Here is a 21,727-nt window from a genome sequence, read left to right as displayed (position 1 = left end):
ATAAAAAATTATTTTAAATATTTCAAAGCCACCCAGTTATTACGCTCAATTACAGTGTCTAGCTTTAACTGATACTTGGAAACTTCAGCATCAATAATTGGAATATCTTCTTTATAAAAACCACTAAATAAAATGATTCCATCTTTATTTAAACAATTCATATAGGCTTGCATGTCATTTAACAAAATATTTCTATTAATATTTGCTATAATTACATCGTATTTTTTGTTGATCAACAACGTTGCATCTCCTTCAAAAACGGTAATATGTTTACAATTGTTTCTCTGAACATTTTCTAAAGAATTTTCATAACACCAAGTGTCAATATCAATGGCATCAATTGGTTTTGCTCCCTTCATTTCAGCAAAAATTGCTAATATTCCAGTTCCACAACCCATATCCAGTACTTTTTTATTTGCTAAATCTAAACTTAACAAATGTTGAATCATCATATGTGTTGTTTCATGGTGACCCGTACCAAAGCTCATTTTGGGTTCAATAACAATATCAAATTCTAAGTTTGGATTCTCGTGAAATGGTGCTCTAACACTCACTTTTCCATCAACTTGTATTGGGTTAAAATTCTTTTCCCATTCACTATTCCAATTTGTTTGCTCAATTACCTCTTCTTTAATAGTAAAATTAAATTCTTCTGAGTTTAAAATTTGAATCGTGTTTAAAATCTGTTCATTCCAATCGTTTTCTTGAATATAAGCCGTTACACCATCTTCATTCTCAACAAAACTTTCAAAACCTGCAAAACCTAATTGAGCTATTAAAATTTCTGTAGCTGGCTCTTTAGGCGCAACTGTAAACGTGTAACCGATATATTTAATCATTATTTTCTTATTTTAAAAATGCAAAAATACGGTTTCCTTTCCTAATGAAAGAAAACCGTATTAATATTTATACTAAATTTAAGTTTTACTTAAAATGAATTTACCAATGCTAAAAAATCATCTGCATTTAAAGCTGCACCTCCAATAAGTCCTCCATCCACATCTGGATTCGAAAAAATTTCTTTGGCATTTGCAGGTTTCACGCTTCCGCCATATAAAATTGAAACATTTTCTGCAATCTCATTATTGTATTTATCAGTAATAATTTTTCTAATAAAAGCGTGCATTTCTTGTGCTTGTTCAGGTGAAGCTGTTTCTCCAGTTCCAATAGCCCAAACTGGTTCGTAAGCTAAAATTATATGTTTCCAAGCCGAAGCATCTAAATGAAATAATGCATTTTTAATTTGACTTTCAACAACCTCAAAGTGTTTTCCTGATTTTCTATCTTCTAAAACCTCTCCAAAGCAAAAAATAACTTCCATTTTATTTTCTAAAGCAGCATTTACTTTTTCAGCTAAAATAGCATCTGTTTCACCAAAATATTCTCTACGTTCAGAATGTCCTAAAATTACAGTTGTTACATCTACAGATTTTAACATCTCTGCAGAAACTTCTCCAGTATAGGCTCCACTTTTAGCTTGATGCATGTTTTGTGCAGCAACCTCTACTTTAGTTCCTTTTGTCTTACTTGCCACTTTTTGTAAGTTAACAAATGTAGGTGCTACAATAACTCTTGTATTTTTTAAAGTTGTTTTTTTAACTTTTTTTATAATCTTTTTAACCAACGATTTAGAAGCATCTAAATCATTGTTCATTTTCCAGTTACCTGCTACTATTTGTTTTCTCATTTTATTATTTTTTACTTTTTATCGTTCTAATTAATCATACAAATTTACAATTTATAGCTTATAAATATATTTAAAAATAGGGATGTTTACGCAATCGTTTTCGATTGATAATCAAACCAAAACACTAATTAAAACTCATTTTTGAACATCAAAAAGTTAAAATTAGTACTTTTGCATAATTCTTTATTAAAACCTATGAACAAACTAGAACTTATTTCACAAATACAGCAAAAAAAATCTTTTTTATGTATTGGTTTAGATGTGGATTTGGCAAAAATTCCAACGCACCTTCTTTCTGAAAGCGATCCTATTTTTGAATTTAATAAACAAATTATTGACGCTACTCATCATTTAGCGGTAGCTTATAAACCCAACACTGCATTTTATGAAGCTTATGGTATTAAAGGCTGGGTAGCGTTAGAAAAAACCATTAATTATATTAATGAAAAATATCCCGAAATTTTTACCATTGCCGATGCTAAACGTGGTGACATTGGAAATACCTCAACGATGTATGCTAAAGCTTTTTTTGAAGATTTAAATTTTGATTCAGTTACAGTAGCTCCGTATATGGGTAGCGATTCTGTAGAACCTTTTTTAGCTTTTAACAATAAGCACACCATACTTTTGGCATTAACGTCAAATAAAGGTGGTTTAGATTTTCAAGGACTTAAAACAGATAATAGCGAATTATATAAAGAAGTTTTAAAAACTGCATTAACTTGGAAAAATTCTGAAAACTTAATGTTTGTTGTTGGAGCAACCAAAGCTGAGTACTTTAAAGATATTAGACAGATAGTACCTAATCATTTTTTATTAGTTCCAGGTGTAGGTGCTCAAGGTGGAAATTTACAAGATGTTTGTAAATATGGCTTAAATAATAATTGTGGGTTATTGATCAATTCTTCGAGAGGAATTATTTATGCTGGAAATGACAAAGGTTTTGCATTAAAAGCTAAAGATGAAGCTTTTAAACTTCAACAAGAAATGGAGCAAATTCTACACAAAAAAAGCCAAGGTTAATGACTCCTTGGCTTATATAATTCAAACAATTACGTTGTTGTTTTTCAGTTTTGTAAATTAATTCAAACAATTATACATCTGAAAACAAAGTTTTGTAATTTGTAAACTAAAATACTTGGAAAAAAGAGCGACTCTTATAAAATTGATATGAATTACTTAAATTTTGAAGTAAACTATCTAGTTTCAAAAAAAAGAGGTTGTTTAAACAACCTCTTTTTTAAATAAATTAGTATCCTGGATTTTGAACCAAAGCATCACTTTTCCTAATTTCTTTTTGAGGAATAGGGAAAATAGTTCTGGTATCACTATTAGTAATATTTGTAGGTGTTCCAACAAGGTGTCTACCTCCTTCTCTAATTATCGTTAAATTATTTCTCATTAAATCGAAAAAACGATGTCCTTCCAATGCTAACTCTTTTCTTCTTTCAGTTAACACATCATTTAGTGTTGGTGAAGAAGGAACCGAAACCGTTGGATTAGCTCTTTTCATTACTTCTCCTAAATAATAGTTAGCATCAAAAGAATTATTAGATTTAACAGCAGCTTCAGCTGCAATTAAATATACTTCTGACAATCTAACAACTGGTATATTATTTAATATAACTGAACTACCTGGTTTACCAGGCCACTTCTTGTAATAGCCTTTTGAATTTCCTGAATCATCTTCAGCAAACATTGTATTTCTAACATCATTTGGTTCTGAAGATATTAAATTTTCAAAAACTTCAGTAGTAATTATTGCTCCATAACCTGAGGTTGAAAACTGAGGACCTGCTACATATCCAATAGTTTCACGAGAACCTGGATTATCAGCATTTGTATTTACAATTTCAAAAATTCTTTCAGAATTGAAGTCTTGAGAAAATGATGACGCATAATTTTCATATGATACTAATGAATACGGACTATTATCAATAACATCTTTAGCTAATGCTAATGCATCTGAATTGTTTTCCATATATAAATAAACTCTTGAAAGTAAAGCTTTAACAGTCCAAGAATTAAATTGTCCATTATTAATCTCATCTGTTAAAAGATTTACAGCAGCCTCATAATCTTGTACAATTTGAGTATACATTTGAGATACAGTAGCTCTTTCTGGATCATCTTCTGGAGTTTGAGTTCTTGTAATTAATGGTGCCGCCAATACAGAATTATCCACACTATAAGGTTTTCCATAAATACGAACTAAATCAAAATTTATTAAAGCTCTCATTGCTAAAGCTTCTCCCTTATATTGTTGTTTCAACACTTCTTCTTCTGCAGAATTCGTTTGAACTGCATCAATATTTTCAATAATTGAATTAGCTATATTTAACACATAATACGCTTGATCCCAAAAACCAGCTCCTCCATTATCGGATTCGGCTGTTTCATTAAATCTATATAAATTTTGGCTTCTTTTACCAGTTTGCCTAGTTTGGAAATCATCTCCTTTAACTGCAGGCATAGCTATCATAAAATAACTATAATACTCATCTCCTTGAATTCCGCTATACATTCCTAAAACAGTTTGACCTACGGCGGTTATATCTTTAAATGCTTCAGAAGGTGGCAATGATTGTGATGGAGATACATCTAAAAAATCATCTCCACAAGAAATAATTAGCACACCTAATATTATTAAAATTATTCTTTTCATTATTCTATTTTTTAAAATTGTAATTGTACATTAAATGTGTACGTTTTTGTATATGGTATAGAAGTTCCTGTTGCACCTCCTACTTGTGATTCTGGGTCATATGATTTATCCTTTGCCCAAGTAACTAGGTTAGTTCCATTTAATGAAAGTCTAACATTTGAAAAAACACCTGTTTGTTCTAATATTTTTTTTGGAAGATTATACCCTATGGTAATATCCTTTAATCTTAAATAAGTAGCATCATGTAACCTTCTGCTTGATTGAAAATTAGAACTTGAAGAATTGTTAAACACCCTCATTGGATTTGCTGCCACATCGCCAGGTTGCTGCCATCTATCAGTTTGCCCTTTTGGAATTCCTTGAAATGGGAAACTTCCATCATTATTTAAATAATATGCATAAGAATCATATGTTTGTCCACCTATATTATAATTAAATAAGAATGATAAATCAAAATCTTTATACTTAAGATTATTTCTAATACCTCCATAGAAATCAGGATCCCATTTACCTACAATTGTACTTTCTGCTTCACCACTTACTGATGTGGTTTCTCTTCCTGAAATGATATCTCCATCTGAATTTGTTGTATTTTTATACCACTCCCATTGACCAGTTTCTGAATTAACACCTTTAGCTTCTCTTAAATAAAAAGTATATCTAGATTCTCCTTCTCTCAAAATATGAGGAAATAGTTGAATATCATCTCCATCATATAGCTTTTCTATAACGTTTTTATTTGTAGCTCCTGTTATGGTAGTTGTCCATTTAAAATTATCTTTATCAATATTATTAGTTGTAATAGATAGTTCAAAACCTTTATTACTCATTTCTCCAACATTTTGTAAAATTGTAGAAAAACCTGTAGTGGTTAAAATTGGAACATCTTGTAGCAAATCTTCAGTAAACCTATTATAATATTCTAAAGAACCTGAAACTTTCTTATTTAACAACTCAAACTCTAAACCTATATCAAAGTTTTTATTGGTTTCCCAAGTTAAATTAGGATTTGCCAATTGAGATGGAAAAGCAGCAGTTTGATCATTATAACTTGCTGAAAAGGCATATAAAGGTAATGCCCCCGTAAAACTATTTGGATAGGTTGCTGAAGTACCATATGAACCTCTTAATTTTAGGTAATCTATAAAGGTGTTTTCTTTAAATAAATCTTCTGTTATTACCCATCCTCCTGAAACTGACCAAAATGTACCATATCTATTATCTTCACTCATCCTTGAACTACCATCATAACGTAAAGAACCGCTCAAAAAATACTTGTTATTATAGTTATACTGGGCTCTAGATATATAAGAAATAAGTTTATCTTCCTGAAAATTAGTGTCAGTATCAAGCTCTTCAGCAGCCGTTGTAAAGTCCTTTAATACTGCATTTGGAAAATTTTGTACATCGGCAGAAAAATCATCATATTCAGTTTTACTAACCTCAAAACCAGCCATAACATTCAAGTTATGAACATCATTAAAGGTTTTTACAAAATTTAAAGTATTTGAAGTAGTTAACGTAGAAATTGTATTGTGTGCTCTATATGCATACCCATTAAAACTTGAGCCATCGTTTGATGTTGGTCCCCAATACAAATTATCTGTATTAAAATAATAGGCCCAACTGTTTGTTGTTTTAAAGGTCAACCAATCTGTAAATTTAACCTGTAAATATGGAGTTGCAGAAAATCTAATTTGTTTAGAACTTTGCTCTGTTAAACCTCTTTCTTTTTCAGGGTTTGGATATTGATTTTGTATACTAGGTAACAATTCTCCTAAACTATTTCTTGTAGGATCAGTTGGATTATAGGAAATTAAATATGCTGTATAGGGATTTGCATAATATAAGCCTTGATCTGGAACAGAATTTTGTTTAGTAAAGCCTAAAGTAGTATTTAATCCAAAAGAAATGTTGTTATTTGCCTTATGATCTATATTACTATTAATTGTATAACGAATAAAATCTGATTCATAAACAATAGCTTCCTCATCATGAGCACTTAAACTTGCAAAAAATCTCGTTTTTTCATCACCTCCCCTTGCACTAAATTGGTGAGATTTAATACTTCCTTTTCTAAATAAAACATCTTTCCAATTAGTATAGCCTCCTTCTGGAACTGGAAAAAGTTGTTCTAAATAAAAATCAGCTTGCTCATTTGATGTTGCAACATCATTCCCTTGTACATAATGAAACAAATTATAAATAGATTCTCTAGTTAAATCTCTATAAGTGTCTCCATCTACCATTTCTCTATCGGAGTTTCTAAAAGCAACATCAGATTCGCCATAACTTGACTTAAACTCGAAAACTGTTTTACCTTGTTTTCCTTTTTTAGTTGTAATTACAATTACACCATTTGCTGCTCTAGCACCATAAAGAGATGCTGATGCAGCATCCTTTAAAACAGTCATACTTTCAATATCATTTGGATTCAATGTAGAAAGTACATTTGATGTAGAGGTTGTAAAATTGGATTGATCTCCAGCCACAACTGGAACTCCATCAATAATATACAATGGATTACTTGTTGCGTTAATTGATCCAACTCCTCTTAATCGAACTGATGGAAAAGAACCAGGTTGTCCACTAGTTGAACCAACTTGTATTCCTGATACATTACCTTGTAGTGAATTTTGAACTGATACAACTGGGCTTTCATTTAAAATATCATCAGCTTTTACACTAGAAATTGACCCTGTTGATTCACGAAGTGTAGTAGTTCCATAAGCTACCACCACTACTTCATCTAATAAATTATTTTCAGCCTTTAGAGTCACATCTATACTTGCTGAATCTCCTACAGTAATTTCTCTAGTAGTCATACCTAAATAACTAAAGATAAGAACATCCCCTATTTTAGCAGAAATAGAATATTTCCCATCAAAATCTGTTAAAACACCTTTAGTTGTGTTTTTAATCAATACATTTACCCCAGGTAAAGGGCTGCTATCTTCAGATACTACAGTACCTGAAATAACTCTCTCTTGAGAATACATAATAAACGTACCCAACAAAAAAACAAGAGAGATTAAAAGTTTGTAACTTCGATTCATGAATTTCATTTTAAATTAATATTGAGCTAAATATATTGAGGTATAAAAAAGTTTATAGCAGCTGTGAAGTGAGTGCTTACAATTTTGAATTGAACTACAAGTATTTGTTAAATGAAATTCTCTAATTGTATTTTAAGTGTTTTACTTAAGTTTATCAACATTTTTTTATATATAATTTAATACACTCTAGGTATTATTGCATTAATCAACAATTTTCTATAATTAATAATTAATTTAAAAAGATTTGAAAACACCTATATTTGATTTTAAATCAATTATAAATGATTTGAACTATTTATTTTTAGGTTTAAATTAACATTTGCCAAATCAATTACTATTTAGAAAACATTTAATTTGTAATTAGAAATCAAGAAATTTATCCGAATTTAAAAATTAAAATGGTTATTAAAACATTAATTATTGACGATGAAGCTTTAGCTAGATTACGTTTAAAAAATTTATTAAAAGAAGTCAACGAAATTGAAATTTTAGGAGAATGTTCAAATGGAAAAGATGCCATAAATAAAATTGATGAACTCCAACCTAATTTAATTTTTTTAGATATTCAAATGACAGATATGACAGGTTTTGATGTTCTTGAAAAAATTTCTTTGAATCCAAAACCTATCGTAATATTTGTCACAGCTTATAATGAACATGCGCTTAAGGCTTTTGATTACTTTGCATTCGATTACTTACTAAAACCTTATAAAGACGATCGTTTTTTTAAATCTGTAAATAATATTTTAAAATATATTGATAATAAAGATTATAAGCCTTTTGAAGATAAGCTTGAAAACTTAGTTAAATATATTAAAACTAGTGAAACCAAAACCATCAAAAACTATTCTGAAAAACTACCTATCAAATTAGGAAATAAAGTTTTTTTCATAAAGTCAAATGAAATTAAATATATTATAGCTTCTGGGTATTATGCAGAAATTTTTAACAATGAAAAAAAATATTTACTTAGAGAGTCTCTTAGTAATTTAATAGATACATTGAACCCTCAACAGTTTATTAGAATTCATCGTTCAACTATCATTAATTTAAATGAAGTTGCTGAATTAATCCATTCTAACTATGGTGAAATTGATGTTAAAATGACTGATTCAAAATTGTTTAGAATAAGTAAAAGTTATAAAAAAGATTTTTTAACAAAAATGGGGCTTTAAAAAATGAGAAAATATATAGACACGAAACTACTTAAAATTTTAATCCTTTTTTATACGGCTACCTCTTTAATTTCTTTATTTAAAATTTATTATTTAAAAACTAACAGTTTTGGATATGAATTTTCTACTTGGAAAGAAATTTTATTAGAGAGTATTTTATTAGATTGGGTGATTGTACTATTATTTATGTCGATAATTGCTATGACCACCAAGCTAATGATTTTAAAAAAATATAAGTGGAAATATATTGTTGTAATTCACTCATTTTTTTCATTATTTATAGGTTTTGTTATCTATTTTTCATCATCTTTAATATTTTTTGTTACTGGTCAAATTGAGTTATCAGAAATTAATGTTGATAACTATTTAGCTGGTATCGTATCTGTTATCGACTTAAATTTTCTTATTTATTTTTCAATGATAAGTATTGTTTATTCCTACTATTATTTTCAACAAACTGAAAGAAGTAAATTAGAAAAAGCACAACTTAGCAACCAACTAACAAATGCCAAATTAAATATTTTAAAATACAAGCTACACCCCCATTTCTTATTTAATACGCTTAATAGTATTTCTTCATTAATAGAAACCAACACTAAACTAGCTCAAGATACTGTTGCTGATTTTGGAGATTTATTAAGAGATTTACTTGACTTGAAAGATACTAGCCTAATTCCATTAGAAGAAGAATTAAAAATAAGCAAGCGATATTTAGATATTATGGCTTTAAGATTTTCAGACAATTTAAAAATAACTGTACAAATTAATACTAAAATACAAAACACCTTAGTACCAAGTTTAATTTTATTACCTATAATTGAAAACTCAATAAAACATGGATATTCTTATAACACAGAATCACTAACAATTAATATATCCATTAAAAAAAGAAAAAGCAATATTGTATTGAGTATTGAAAATGATGGAGCTCCCTTAAAAAATGTTGTATATGGTAACGGAATAAAAAATACCATTGATCGACTAAAAATTATTTATGGTGATAAGTACAAATTTTCGATGAAAAATAATAAAAACTTAAAAGGTATTACAACTTCAATAATTTTTCCTAATAATAATTAATTGATTTAAGAATAATTAACAACTTTTATCGTTTGTCTGTTAAAGTCAAGTTAATAAAGTGTTAATGCTGTAACATGTACATAAAAGTATCGTCTTTTAGGTATATATTTAATGAGCTACTATATAAAACTATGAAAAAACTATTAATATTTACGATTTTTTTTATTTCTATTTCAATAATTCAAGCAGGTAATATTTCTAATATTAATAATTCAATTTCATTACCTATTACAAAATCAGAAAAGAACAATAAAAGCCCAAAAAAAACTTATCATCACTACAACCCATATAAAATGGCTAGTTTTTGTAGATTAATTCAAATTGGGAATTATAAAGCTGTAAAAAAATTAATTGAACAAGGAGCTGATGTCAACGAAAAATCTTTAAAATTAACTCCATTAATGTACGCTGCTAGACATAATAGGGTTGAAATTTTAAAACTTTTAATAACAAATGGAGCTAACTTAAAAACCAGAAACTGTAATGGTGATACTGCTTTAAAATGGGCAAAAATGTCCGGTGCTAAAGAAGCATATATGATACTTCAAAAAGCTTTAAAAAAATAAGAAACAAATTTATTCTCGTACATATTTTAAGTACTTTTGTATCTTTATTTATATATAATATGAAGTACTTTAAGGATCAACTAGGAAGAGAAATCACCTTAAAATCAACTCCAAAAAAAATTATATCATTAGTTCCTTCACAAACAGAATTACTTTGCGATTTGGCATTAGAGAATGAATTAGTTGGTATCACAAAATTTTGTGTACACCCCTATCATTTAAAATCTACAAAAAAAATAGTTGGAGGTACAAAAAAGGTTGATTTTGAAAAAATAAGAGCACTTAAACCTGACTTTATTTTGTGTAACAAAGAAGAAAATAGCTATGAATTTCTTCCTGAGTTAGAAAAAATTGCTCCTACCTATTTTTCAGATATTATAACACTACAACACTCAATAGATTTAATTTTAAGGCTCGGCACCATATTTAACAGAAGAACTGAAGCCGATAATTTAGCACACAAAATTGATTTTAAACTAAAAGATTTTAAACAGTTTATAAAAAATAAACCTATTAGAAAAGTTGCTTATTTTATATGGGGGAAACCTTATATGGTTGCTGCTAATGAAACCTATATTAATGAAATGTTGGCTTTAAATAAATTTGAAAACATTTATTCAAATATGAGCCGGTATCCAAAAGTTGAGATAAACAGAATTAGACATGAAGGTGATCCCGATGTAATTATCTTATCTTCAGAGCCTTTCCCTTTTAAAGATGAACATGCATTAGAAATTGGCACTTATACCAATCGTTCAATTACCGTTTTTGGTGATGGAGAAATGTTTAGTTGGCCAGGTTCAAGAACCTTATTAGCTTTAGATTATTTTAAAGAATTGCATAAAAAATTAGAAAGTCATTTTTAATCTTGTAATGCAAAAACTCTTTTCAAGAGTTCTGTTGAGCGCTTGTTAACATTTGCTCTAATTTCCTTTTCTTCAACTTCAACCATAGTAAACACTCCTTTTAAAGCTTCTTGTGTTACATAATCTGTTAAGTTCGGGTTTACATTAGCTGTTAATGGTAAGTTATTGTATTTTGTAATTAAATTTTCCCAAATTTTATCTGCTCCAACTTTTTGAAAAGAATTGGCTATTATAGGATTAAATTTTTGATATAATGCTTCTGATGTTTTATTCTGCAAATACATTGTTGCAGCATTCTTTTCGCCTAATAAAATATTTTTAGCATCTATAAAGGTCATTCCTTTAATGGCATCAACAAAAATAGGAATAGCTTCACCAACAGCATCTTCAGCTGCTCTATTTAAAACTTTCAAGCCTTCATCTGCTAATTTAGATAAGCCTATTTTACGTAAAGTATTGTCTACTTTTTGTAATTCTTCAGGCAATAAAATTCTTGTTAATTCATTTTTAAAAAAACCATCCTTAACTGCTAGTTTACTTACCTGATTGGTAATTCCGTTATGCAAAGCTTGCTTTAAACCATTTCCAATTTGATCGTTAGTTATTCCTGTATTTGGAAGTTGATTTACCACTTGTTGTAATTCTGCACAAGCTGTAAATTGAATTAATAGTACTGTTAAAAATAATTTCTTAATCATAGTCTTTTATTTATTTTAAAAATGAATCTGTTTTTTTATCATAAGCGTACGGACAATGTTTACAACCATTTTTACAGCAATACCCTCTCTTTAAGTGATATTTTTCTGTAAAAACTCTAAATCCTTGCTTGTTAATATAATAATCTCCTTCTTCTAAAGGTATTAATTTTTTATATTCCATGGTACAAATGTAAACAAAAAACGTTCTAATTAAATTAGAACGTTTTTTGTAATTGAATATTTTTTATTCCACGCTAGGAGGATACTTTGCCATTATTTCTGCTACAAATTCTTTTATTTTTTCTTCCTTTTTAATCACATCACCTGAGGTATTTAAAGCGCCACTTCCAATACCTTGCCAAGCCAATTCTTTTTTCTTAGCATCAATCAAATCTATAAACAAAGTCCCTTCGGTATATTTTGAAATATGCATTCCATAGTTAGGTCCATAATACCAAGGATGCCACCCAAAATACATATTATCATTATAGATATCTACTTTTTGACGCGATTTTGTAAATATATTTACCAACACATCTGGTTTTTCAGATTTTGTAAAACCTTTGGCTAACATTTCATTTTCAACAGCTTTTAAAATTCTACGTTTATCTAAATCTGAAATATCAACTTTATCTATTCCTTTTTTATAGAAAGCAAATGTTTTATACTTTGAAAAATCGGTAGAAGTATCATAATCTGAAGTAACTCTAATAGAATTACAAGATGCAACTAAAAAAAGTAGCATTAACGGAAGTAATTTTATGGCTTTCATTTTTTAAAAAAATTTAAATATTAAAATAAATCTTTTAATAAGGTATCATCTACTAAATTTGGTAAAGTAACTTTTAATTTTGGTTCAACCTCCATTGCTCTTTTAATTGCAAATGTAGCGCCATTATTTCTAGCCCAATTTCTTCTAGCAATACCATTATTAACATCCCAAAAAAGCATGCTTTTTAAACGCTTTTCTGCTTCTATACTACCATCAAGAACCATACCAAATCCACCATTTATAACTTCTCCCCAGCCAACTCCTCCTCCATTATGGATAGAAACCCAAGTAGCTCCTCTAAAACTGTCTCCTATAACATTTTGTATCGCCATATCTGCTGTAAACTTAGATCCATCATAAATATTTGAAGTTTCTCTGTAAGGCGAATCGGTACCTGAAACGTCATGGTGATCTCTTCCAAGTACAATTGGTTCAACTATTTCGTTATTTTTAATCGCGTTATTAAAAGCTTCTGCTATTTTCATTCTTCCTTCTGCATCGGCATATAAAATACGAGCTTGTGAACCAACCACTAATTTATTTTCTTGAGCTCCTTTAATCCATTGAATATTATCTGCCATTTGCTGTTGAATTTCAAGAGGTGAGTTTTTCATTATTTCCTCTAAAACTTCACAAGCAATTGCATCTGTTTTTTCTAAATCTATTGGGTTTGCACTAGTACACACCCACCTAAACGGTCCAAAACCATAATCGAAGCACATAGGTCCCATAATATCTTGCACATAAGATGGGTATTTAAAGTCAATTCCATTTTCAGCCATAATATCAGCTCCTGCTCTACTTGCTTCTAATAAAAAAGCATTTCCATAATCAAAAAAGTAGGTTCCTTTTTCTGTATGTTTATTAATAGCTTCAGCTTGTCTTCTTAAACTTTCTTGAACCTTTTCTTTAAATTCTTCAGGTTCATTTGCCATCATTTTATTAGCTTCTTCAAATGAAATACCTACTGGATAATACCCTCCGGCCCAAGGGTTATGGAGAGATGTTTGATCCGAACCTAAATCAACATAGATATTTTCATCTGCAAACTTTTCCCAAACATCAACTATATTGCCTAGATAAGCAATCGAAACTACTTCTTTGGCTTCTTTAGCTTTTTTCACTCTTTCAACCAACTTATCCAAATGAGTTATTTTTTCATCAATCCAACCTTGTGATAATCGTATTTCTGTAATTTTTGGATTTACTTCAGCGCAAACAGTAATGCATCCTGCTATATTTCCAGCTTTAGGCTGTGCACCACTCATACCTCCTAAACCTGATGTTAAAAACAGTTTGCCAGATAAGTCTTCATTGTGTTTTGCAATTTTTCTACCTGCATTTAAAACTGTAATGGTTGTTCCATGTACAATTCCTTGTGGGCCAATGTACATATAACTTCCTGCTGTCATTTGTCCATATTGAGTAACACCTAACGCATTAAATTTTTCCCAATCATCTTGTTTGCTGTAATTTGGAATCATCATCCCATTGGTTACTACGACTCTTGGTGCATTTTTATGCGATGGAAATAACCCCATAGGATGACCTGAATACATCACTAAAGTTTGATCATCTGTCATTTCAGATAAATACTGCATACACAAAAGATATTGAGCCCAATTTTGAAAAACCGCACCATTACCTCCATAGGTAATTAATTCATGAGGGTGCTGAGCTACAGCATAATCTAAATTATTTTGAATCATATGCATAATAGCTTTCGCTTGTTCACATCTTCCAGGGTACTCACTTATTGGACGTGCGTACATTTTATAATCTGGACGAAAACGGTACATATAAATTCTACCATATTCTTTTAATTCACTGGCAAATTCTTTCGATAAAACTTTATGATGTCTTTCATCAAAATAACGCAAAGCATTTTTAATAGCTAACTCTTTTTCTGCCTTTGTAAGAATTTCTTTTCGTTTAGGTGCGTGATTTATTTCTTTTTCATATGGTTTTACTGAAGGTAATTCAGTAGGAATTCCTTGTTGTATTATCTCTTTAAATGTCATAATATTTAGTATTAGGTGATTGTATATTTTTTAGTAAAAAACTAAAACTATGGATAACGAATATCCACTCTAAAATGAGTTAAGGCAATACATTTTTTATATGTGAAGTGAAAAATATCCAAGATATTTATACAAATATTAATTGAATTACAAATATACTATAAATTTGTTTTGATTTTTATTTACTCTATTTTGTTAAAATTAGAATTCTCATTAAAATTTTAAAAATTAACTATATATTAATTAAAATGATTAATATTATTCAAAATATAAAACCTTTACTTTTTTTAAAAAATCTCCAATGTATTCAATTAGTATTTAAACTTTAAATATTTTTATTTAGTTTATTCATAAGTTTTCACAATATACTTTTACTTTCATAATAAAAGCTATAAATTACACTTAAAACACATTTAGTAATTTTAACTAAATTGCAAACCAATTTTTTTTAAAACATTTATGAAAAAAATAACACCTTATACACCAAAAAATAAAGTTAGAATTGTAACTGCAGCCTCTTTATTTGATGGTCATGATGCAGCTATAAACATTATGCGTAGAATTATACAAGCTACTGGAGTTGAAGTTATTCATTTAGGACATGACAGAAGTGTTGAAGAAGTTGTTAATTGCGCCATTCAAGAAGATGCTAATGCCATTGCAATGACATCGTACCAAGGTGGACATGCAGAGTATTTTAAATACATGTTTGATTTACTTCAAGAAAAAGGTGCTCCTCAAATTAAAATATTTGGTGGCGGTGGTGGTGTTATTCTTCCTGAAGAGATTGAGGAACTCATGAATTACGGAATTACACGTATTTACGCTCCAGATGATGGTCGTGAAATGGGATTGCAAGGAATGATTAATGATATGATTGAGAAATGTGATTTTCCAACGGGTAAACATATCGACTTTTCAGCTTCAGAACTCGTTCATAAAGATGATATGAAGTTGGCAAAAGCAATTTCTGCTGTTGAAAATTTTTCTGAAAAACACATCGATTTTATCAATACAATAAGAACAAAAGCTAACGAAACTAACATTCCTGTTTTAGGAATAACAGGAACTGGAGGTTCTGGAAAATCTTCTACAGTAGATGAATTAGTAAGAAGGTTTTTATTAGATTTTCCAGAAAAAACAATTGCAATTGTTTCTGTGGATCCTTCAAAAAGAAAAACAGGCGGAGCTTTATTAGGGGATAGAATTAGAATGAATTCTATTAAAAACGAACGTGTTTATATGCGTTCATTAGCCACAAGACAATCTAATTTAGCACTCTCTAAACATGTAAGTGATGCGGTAGCTATTTTAAAGGTTGCTGAATTTGATTTAGTTATCTTGGAAACGTCTGGTATTGGACAAAGTGATACCGAAATTTTAGATCATTCTGATGTTTCATTGTATGTGATGACGCCTGAATATGGAGCTGCTACTCAATTAGAAAAAATTGACATGATTGATTTTGCAGATGTTATTGCTCTTAATAAATTTGACAAACGAGGCGCATTGGATGCCTTACGCGATGTTAAAAAACAATATCAACGCAACCATAACTTATGGAGTGAGCATATTGAAGACATGCCTGTTTATGGAACTATTGCTTCTCAATTTAATGATCCAGGAACCAATGAATTATACAAGGTTTTAATTGACAAATTAAACCAGAAAACTAACGTTACTTTTAAAACTTCATTTAAAATAAACGGAGATAAAAGCAACAAACAATTTATTATTCCTCCAAACAGAACACGCTATTTATCAGAAATTACTGAAAACAACAGAGCTTATAGCCAAACTAGTTTAAAACAAAAAGAAATTGCTCAAAAACTTTATGGTATTTATAAAACCGTAGAAACCATTTCTAATAAAACCATAGAATTATCAAAAGTTGGACTGAATGAAGAAGTTTTAAACCATATTGAAAACAAAAACACTAAAGAACTTATATCTCTTCTTTTCAAGGAGTTTTCAAAAGTTAAAATGGATTTAAACCCTTATAACTGGAACATCATTTTAAATTGGGAGTCAAAAAAACAATCCTACAAAAATGAAGTGTATTCGTATAAAGTAAGAGATAAAGAAATAAATATAAAAACGCATAGCGAATCGCTTTCTCATCTCCAAATTCCAAAAATATCCTTACCTAAATACGAAGCCTGGGGTGATATTTTATATTGGAGCTTAGAAGAAAATGTACCTGGAGAGTTCCCTTATACAGCAGGGCTATTCCCATTTAAAAGAACTGGAGAAGACCCTACTAGAATGTTTGCAGGTGAAGGTGGTCCTGAAAGAACCAACAGACGCTTTCATTACGTAAGTTTAGGAATGCCCGCTAAAAGATTATCTACCGCTTTTGATTCGGTTACTTTATATGGAAATGATCCACATATTAGACCTGATATCTACGGAAAAATTGGAAATGCTGGAGTTTCTATTTGTTGTTTAGATGATGCAAAAAAACTATATTCTGGTTTTGAACTAACCAATCCGCTAACTTCAGTTTCTATGACCATTAATGGTCCTGCTCCTATGATGTTAGGATTTTTTATGAATGCAGCCATTGATCAAGAATGTGAGAAATACATTCTTAAAAATGGCTTAGAAAAAGAGGTAGCAACAAAAATTACCGAAATTTATAAAGAAAAAGGTGTTGAAAGACCTACTTACCAAGGCGATTTACCAGAAGGAAATAACGGTTTAGGCTTACTTCTTTTAGGTGTAACTGGCGACGAAGTTTTACCTAAAGAAATTTATGACAAAATTAAAACCGAAACCATTGCTAAAGTTCGAGGAACTGTTCAAGCTGATATTCTAAAAGAAGACCAAGCTCAAAATACTTGTATTTTTTCAACAGAATTTGCACTTCGTTTAATGGGTGATGTTCAAGAATATTTTATAAAAAATAACGTTCGTAATTTTTATTCTGTTTCAATTTCAGGATACCATATTGCAGAGGCAGGAGCCAATCCAATTTCTCAATTAGCATTTACATTAGCCAATGGGTTTACCTATGTTGAATATTACTTATCTAGAGGTATGGATATCAATAAGTTTGGACCAAACTTATCATTCTTTTTCTCAAATGGTATCGATCCAGAATATGCTGTAATTGGTAGAGTAGCTCGTAAAATATGGGCAAAAGCTATGAAACTTAAATATGATGCTAATTCAAGAGCACAAATGTTAAAATATCATATTCAAACCTCTGGAAGAAGCTTACATGCACAAGAAATTGATTTCAATGATATTAGAACCACTCTTCAAGCTTTATATGCCATCTATGACAATTGCAATAGTTTACACACCAACGCGTATGATGAAGCTATAACTACCCCTACCGAAGAAAGTGTACGCAGAGCTATGGCCATTCAATTAATAATTAATAAAGAATTAGGATTAACCAAAAATGAAAACCCTATTCAAGGTGCCTTTATTATTGAAGAATTAACCGATTTAGTTGAAGAAGCCGTTTATCAAGAGTTTGATAGAATTACCGAACGCGGTGGAGTGCTAGGTGCTATGGAAACTATGTACCAACGAAGCAAAATTCAAGAAGAAAGTTTGTACTACGAAACCCTAAAACACAATGGTGACTTTCCAATTATTGGAGTCAATACTTTTTTAAGCAGCAAAGGCTCTCCAACTGTATTACCTCAAGAAGTCATTAGAGCTACAGAAAAAGAAAAACAGTATCAAATTAAAGTTGTTGAAAATTTAAACAAAGGGAATCAAACAAAAGTTAAAGAGCAAATTGCCACATTAAAACACAAAGCAATTACCAATCAAAACATATTTGATCAGTTGATGGAAGCTTGTAAAGTATGTTCTATTGGAGAAATTACAGAAGCTTTGTTTGAAGTTGGTGGTCAATACAGAAGGAATATGTAATTCTATGAAATCTTAAATGAAAAAAGTCATTTCAATAAAAACTGAAATGACTTTTTTTTATTAAACTTTTAATATTGATTTCACATAACGTCTATGAATTTTTCGAAGCATTATTAATTCTTTTCTTAACATTCTTACAAAATCTACCCCTTGAATTTTAGTACTTTCAAGGTTTAAACAATCTTGGTAAAGCCTATCAATAAAATAATGAAGCGATTGCGCATATTTTAATTTGGTAGTTGGATTTACTTGTGTTTCAGTTTCTACAACTTTAGGCACTAATCTAAAAGCATTCATCACTAAATTATCAGCATAGTTATCTGTTTTACTTCCAGACCTATACATTGAAATTATATCTTTGTCATTGGTAATATAAGCAGCTATTCGCCTAGATAAATTAAAAATATCTAACGATTTTCTATAAATAACTAACTGATTCAACCCTTGTTCACTCATTTTTATCTTAGACTTCTTTCAAGTTTTATAACAAATTTACCAAGAAATAATTTTTATTATATTTATTATTTAAAGATATAAAACTAATTAAGTTTAATTTTTAATATATTTACTAATAAAATCTTTAATTATGAAAGTTGATGATTTAAGTTGGAAAATACTAAGCTGTTTACAACAAAACGCTCGACAGTCCAATACCGAAATTGCGCGTAAAGTTGGCATCACATCTCCAGCAGTTGCTGAGCGCATACGTAAAATGGAAGATCTTGGAATTATTGAAGGATATTATGCCAAAGTTTCCTATTTTGAAACGGGTCATCAATTAAAAGCAATCATCACTCTACGTGCTTTTATGGGAAGATTAAAACCTTTTATTGAAAAAGTTAAAGACTTTAAAGAAGTCGTTAATTGTTATAGAATCACTGGGAATGAAAATATTGTTATGGAAGTAGTTTTAAAAAATCAAAAACATTTGGAACAATTTATCGATCGATTAATAACCTATGGTGAATGCAGAACTCATATCGTTTTATCTAATGTAGTAGAAAACAATCCATTAACTAAAAAAGCACATCTTTAAACACTGCCTTCACTATCAATTATTGTTAATGCTAATCGGATTTTAAAATAGGCTATTTTTTCCTCAAAATACTCAAAATAAGGTTTTAAAGCTTGTGGGCTTTCTAATTTTTCTTTTGCTTTTCTAACTTTAACAACTTCTTCTTTGGTTATAAAATCATAAATATTAATAGCTTTTCCATCTGAATATAATTTTGCTAAATGAGAAAAAATAGTGGTTGCCTTTAGGTTTCTTTTTACAGAAATTTCATCGATTGATAACCCTTCTTTATACAATTCATAAGTTACTTTATAAGTGTCTTTCTTTTTATGAGTTTTTATTTTTTCGTTAGAAAAAGCCACAATTTCTGCTATAAAATCTTCTCCATAAACTTCTAACTTTCGCTGCCCCACTCCACTAATTTCTAAAAAATCTGCTTCGCACATTGGACGAGCTCGTTCCATCTCTTTCAGCGTAGCATCGCTAAATACCAAATAAGCTGGAATATTTTCTGATAAGGCAATTTCTTGACGTAATTTACGTAGCCGTTCAAATAACGAATCTTTTTTAGCTTTAGCCACTTTTGGTGCTGTTTGAACATTTTTTTGTTCTTGAACTTCAATTGGCTTCGTTAACTCTACAACCTCCTTCTCAAACAATACTTTTTTAGAAAAATCGGTTAATTGTAGTGCATTATTTTTATGAAAAGCTATTTCACAATATCCCTGATTAATTAACTGAATAATGTATTGTTGCCAATCTCTCCATGAAATATCACTTCCAACTCCATGAGATTTTAGTTGATTGTATCCCTTCTCTAAAATAGTGGCATTATGTGCCCCTCTTAAAACATCTATAACCGTTCCAACTGCTTCAATCTCTTTTAGTCTAGATATTACTGAAAGTGCTTTTTGGGCAATAATCGTTCCATTAAAAAATTGAGGAGGGTTTTTACATACATCGCAATTTTCACAATTTTCAGAAAGTAATTCTCCAAAATAACTCAATAAAATTTTTCTTCTACAAGTGGTAGCTTCAGAGAATTGTTTCATGCGCTCTAATTTTGCTAATTGAACCTCTTCATTACTTGCACCATTCATAAATTTACGTAACTGAATTACGTCGGCGTAACTATGAAACAGTAATGCATTTGCTGGTAAACCATCTCTACCACAACGTCCAATTTCTTGATAATAACCTTCAATATTTTTGGGCATATTGTAATGAATTACCCAACGAACATTAGATTTATCAATACCCATTCCAAATGCAATGGTAGCACAAACCACTTGAATTTTATCGTAGATAAAATTTTCTTGAGCTTTGGTTCGTTCTTCAAAATTTAACCCTGCATGATACGCTACCGCAGAAATTCCATTTTGCTGTAACTTTGTTGCTAATTGCTCCGTTGATTTTCTACTTAAACAATAAATAATACCCGCTTCATGAGGCTTTTTACGAATAAATTTAATTATTTGCAACACTCTATCATTAGCTGGACGTACTTCTAACTCAATATTTTTTCTATCAAATGAAGAAAGAAACTGTGTTGCATTTGAAATATTTAATTGCTCTAAAATATCTGTTCTAGTAGCTTTATCTGCCGTTGCTGTAAGTGCTATTATTGGTGTATTTGGTAATACTTTTTTTAAAAACCCCAGTTGTTGATAAGAAGGTCTAAAATCATGTCCCCAAGAAGAAATACAGTGAGCTTCATCAATGGCTATACAACTTATATAATTTTCAGTTAGTATATTTTGAAGCAAGGATAAACTTTCTGGAGCTACATATAACAACTTGATTTGTTTATTGATTACTTTTTCAAAAATTTTGGTTTGTTCAAGACTTTCTTGACTGCTATTAAAAAAATTAGCTGAAATTCCATTTGCGTTTAAGCCATCTACTTGGTCTTTCATTAAAGCTATTAAAGGAGAAATTACCAAGGTTAAGCCCTCAAAAAGTAGCGCTGGTAGTTGAAAACAAATAGATTTTCCTCCACCTGTTGGCATAATTACTAGGTTATCATTTTTAGAAAGAACAGACTCAACTATGGATTGTTGTTGATCTCTAAAACTGTCGTAACCAAAATATTTTTTTAACGTAGGAAATAATTTATCTTGTAGTTCTATATGCAACATTCAACTTTTTCTTTTTTGCAAAGATAAATTTATACGCATACAAATTACAAAGTATTAGCATGCAAATTAATAAGTATGCGCATATAAACTCCAAAAC

The 21,727-nt window shown here is 29.7% G+C and carries 17 protein-coding genes; 7 read left to right on the top strand and 10 right to left on the bottom strand.

Going from position 1 to position 21,727, the window contains the following annotated elements; all coding sequences use genetic code 11:
* Positions 1-8: 8 nt before the first annotated feature.
* Positions 9-839, bottom strand: a complete 831-nt coding sequence (gene prmA, locus ACFQZW_RS02175) for a 50S ribosomal protein L11 methyltransferase (protein WP_386781392.1) — start codon at positions 837-839, stop codon at positions 9-11.
* Between the two features lie 89 nt (positions 840-928).
* Entirely contained in the window at positions 929-1,687 is a 759-nt protein-coding gene (tpiA, locus tag ACFQZW_RS02170; RefSeq protein WP_386781391.1) for a triose-phosphate isomerase, read from the bottom strand.
* Positions 1,688-1,882: 195 nt separating this feature from the next.
* On the opposite strand from tpiA, the gene pyrF reads away from it, so the two are divergent.
* Positions 1,883-2,710 (top strand): orotidine-5'-phosphate decarboxylase, encoded by an 828-nt coding sequence (pyrF, locus tag ACFQZW_RS02165; protein WP_298263450.1) that lies wholly within the window; start codon positions 1,883-1,885, stop codon positions 2,708-2,710.
* A 226-nt stretch (positions 2,711-2,936) separates the two neighbouring features.
* On the opposite strand, the gene ACFQZW_RS02160 is transcribed toward pyrF, so the two are convergent.
* Both ACFQZW_RS02160 and ACFQZW_RS02155 read right to left on the bottom strand, forming a co-directional pair.
* Positions 2,937-4,352: a RagB/SusD family nutrient uptake outer membrane protein gene (locus tag ACFQZW_RS02160; protein ID WP_298288200.1), complete on the bottom strand. Its 1,416-nt coding sequence runs from the start codon at positions 4,350-4,352 to the stop codon at positions 2,937-2,939.
* An 11-nt stretch (positions 4,353-4,363) separates the two neighbouring features.
* The gene (locus tag ACFQZW_RS02155) at positions 4,364-7,351 is read right to left on the bottom strand and encodes a SusC/RagA family TonB-linked outer membrane protein (RefSeq protein ID WP_298288203.1); all 2,988 of its coding nucleotides are present in this window, start codon (positions 7,349-7,351) and stop codon (positions 4,364-4,366) included.
* 455 nt (positions 7,352-7,806) lie between these two features.
* On the opposite strand from ACFQZW_RS02155, the gene ACFQZW_RS02150 reads away from it, so the two are divergent.
* From ACFQZW_RS02150 to ACFQZW_RS02135, 4 genes are all read left to right on the top strand, one after another.
* On the top strand, positions 7,807-8,583 hold the full coding sequence (locus tag ACFQZW_RS02150; RefSeq protein WP_386781390.1) for a LytR/AlgR family response regulator transcription factor: 777 nt from the start codon (positions 7,807-7,809) through the stop codon (positions 8,581-8,583).
* Between the two features lie 3 nt (positions 8,584-8,586).
* The gene (locus ACFQZW_RS02145; RefSeq protein ID WP_386781389.1) at positions 8,587-9,663 is read left to right on the top strand and encodes a sensor histidine kinase; all 1,077 of its coding nucleotides are present in this window, start codon (positions 8,587-8,589) and stop codon (positions 9,661-9,663) included.
* A 131-nt stretch (positions 9,664-9,794) separates the two neighbouring features.
* Positions 9,795-10,229 carry an ankyrin repeat domain-containing protein gene (locus tag ACFQZW_RS02140; RefSeq protein WP_298288212.1) on the top strand — a complete coding sequence of 145 codons (435 nt, stop codon included), beginning with the start codon at positions 9,795-9,797 and terminating at the stop codon, positions 10,227-10,229.
* A gap of 59 nt (positions 10,230-10,288) precedes the next feature.
* Complete coding sequence (locus tag ACFQZW_RS02135) at positions 10,289-11,095, top strand: ABC transporter substrate-binding protein (protein WP_298288215.1); 807 nt, start codon at positions 10,289-10,291, stop codon at positions 11,093-11,095.
* Here the strand turns inward: ACFQZW_RS02135 and ACFQZW_RS02130 are convergent.
* The 4 genes from ACFQZW_RS02130 to ACFQZW_RS02115 form a co-directional block, all read right to left on the bottom strand.
* The gene (locus ACFQZW_RS02130) at positions 11,092-11,793 is read right to left on the bottom strand and encodes a DUF4197 domain-containing protein (RefSeq protein ID WP_298288217.1); all 702 of its coding nucleotides are present in this window, start codon (positions 11,791-11,793) and stop codon (positions 11,092-11,094) included. The genes ACFQZW_RS02135 and ACFQZW_RS02130 overlap by 4 nt on opposite strands.
* A gap of 10 nt (positions 11,794-11,803) precedes the next feature.
* Positions 11,804-11,974 carry a DUF5522 domain-containing protein gene (locus ACFQZW_RS02125; RefSeq protein ID WP_298263465.1) on the bottom strand — a complete coding sequence of 57 codons (171 nt, stop codon included), beginning with the start codon at positions 11,972-11,974 and terminating at the stop codon, positions 11,804-11,806.
* 63 nt (positions 11,975-12,037) lie between these two features.
* Entirely contained in the window at positions 12,038-12,565 is a 528-nt protein-coding gene (locus ACFQZW_RS02120) for a DUF4136 domain-containing protein (RefSeq protein ID WP_298263466.1), read from the bottom strand.
* A 20-nt stretch (positions 12,566-12,585) separates the two neighbouring features.
* Positions 12,586-14,586, bottom strand: a complete 2,001-nt coding sequence (locus ACFQZW_RS02115) for a urocanate hydratase (RefSeq protein ID WP_298288221.1) — start codon at positions 14,584-14,586, stop codon at positions 12,586-12,588.
* Between the two features lie 459 nt (positions 14,587-15,045).
* On the opposite strand from ACFQZW_RS02115, the gene ACFQZW_RS02110 reads away from it, so the two are divergent.
* Positions 15,046-18,477 (top strand): methylmalonyl-CoA mutase family protein, encoded by a 3,432-nt coding sequence (locus tag ACFQZW_RS02110; protein WP_386781388.1) that lies wholly within the window; start codon positions 15,046-15,048, stop codon positions 18,475-18,477.
* Between the two features lie 60 nt (positions 18,478-18,537).
* On the opposite strand, the gene ACFQZW_RS02105 is transcribed toward ACFQZW_RS02110, so the two are convergent.
* Positions 18,538-18,933: a hypothetical protein gene (locus tag ACFQZW_RS02105; protein ID WP_298263471.1), complete on the bottom strand. Its 396-nt coding sequence runs from the start codon at positions 18,931-18,933 to the stop codon at positions 18,538-18,540.
* A gap of 130 nt (positions 18,934-19,063) precedes the next feature.
* Here ACFQZW_RS02105 and ACFQZW_RS02100 point away from each other — a divergent pair, with 130 nt between their 5' ends.
* Positions 19,064-19,513 (top strand): Lrp/AsnC family transcriptional regulator, encoded by a 450-nt coding sequence (locus tag ACFQZW_RS02100; RefSeq protein WP_372800201.1) that lies wholly within the window; start codon positions 19,064-19,066, stop codon positions 19,511-19,513.
* Here the strand turns inward: ACFQZW_RS02100 and recQ are convergent.
* Positions 19,510-21,630, bottom strand: a complete 2,121-nt coding sequence (gene recQ, locus ACFQZW_RS02095; protein WP_372800203.1) for a DNA helicase RecQ — start codon at positions 21,628-21,630, stop codon at positions 19,510-19,512. The two genes, ACFQZW_RS02100 and recQ, sit on opposite strands and share 4 nt — an antisense overlap.
* Positions 21,631-21,727 lie beyond the last annotated feature (97 nt).

It is taken from the genome of Lutibacter aestuarii, assembly GCF_042676885.1.
Lineage (GTDB): Bacteria > Bacteroidota > Bacteroidia > Flavobacteriales > Flavobacteriaceae > Lutibacter > Lutibacter aestuarii.
The sequence above is the reverse complement of the archived record's forward strand: the minus strand, read 5'-3'. Positions and strand labels throughout refer to the sequence as shown.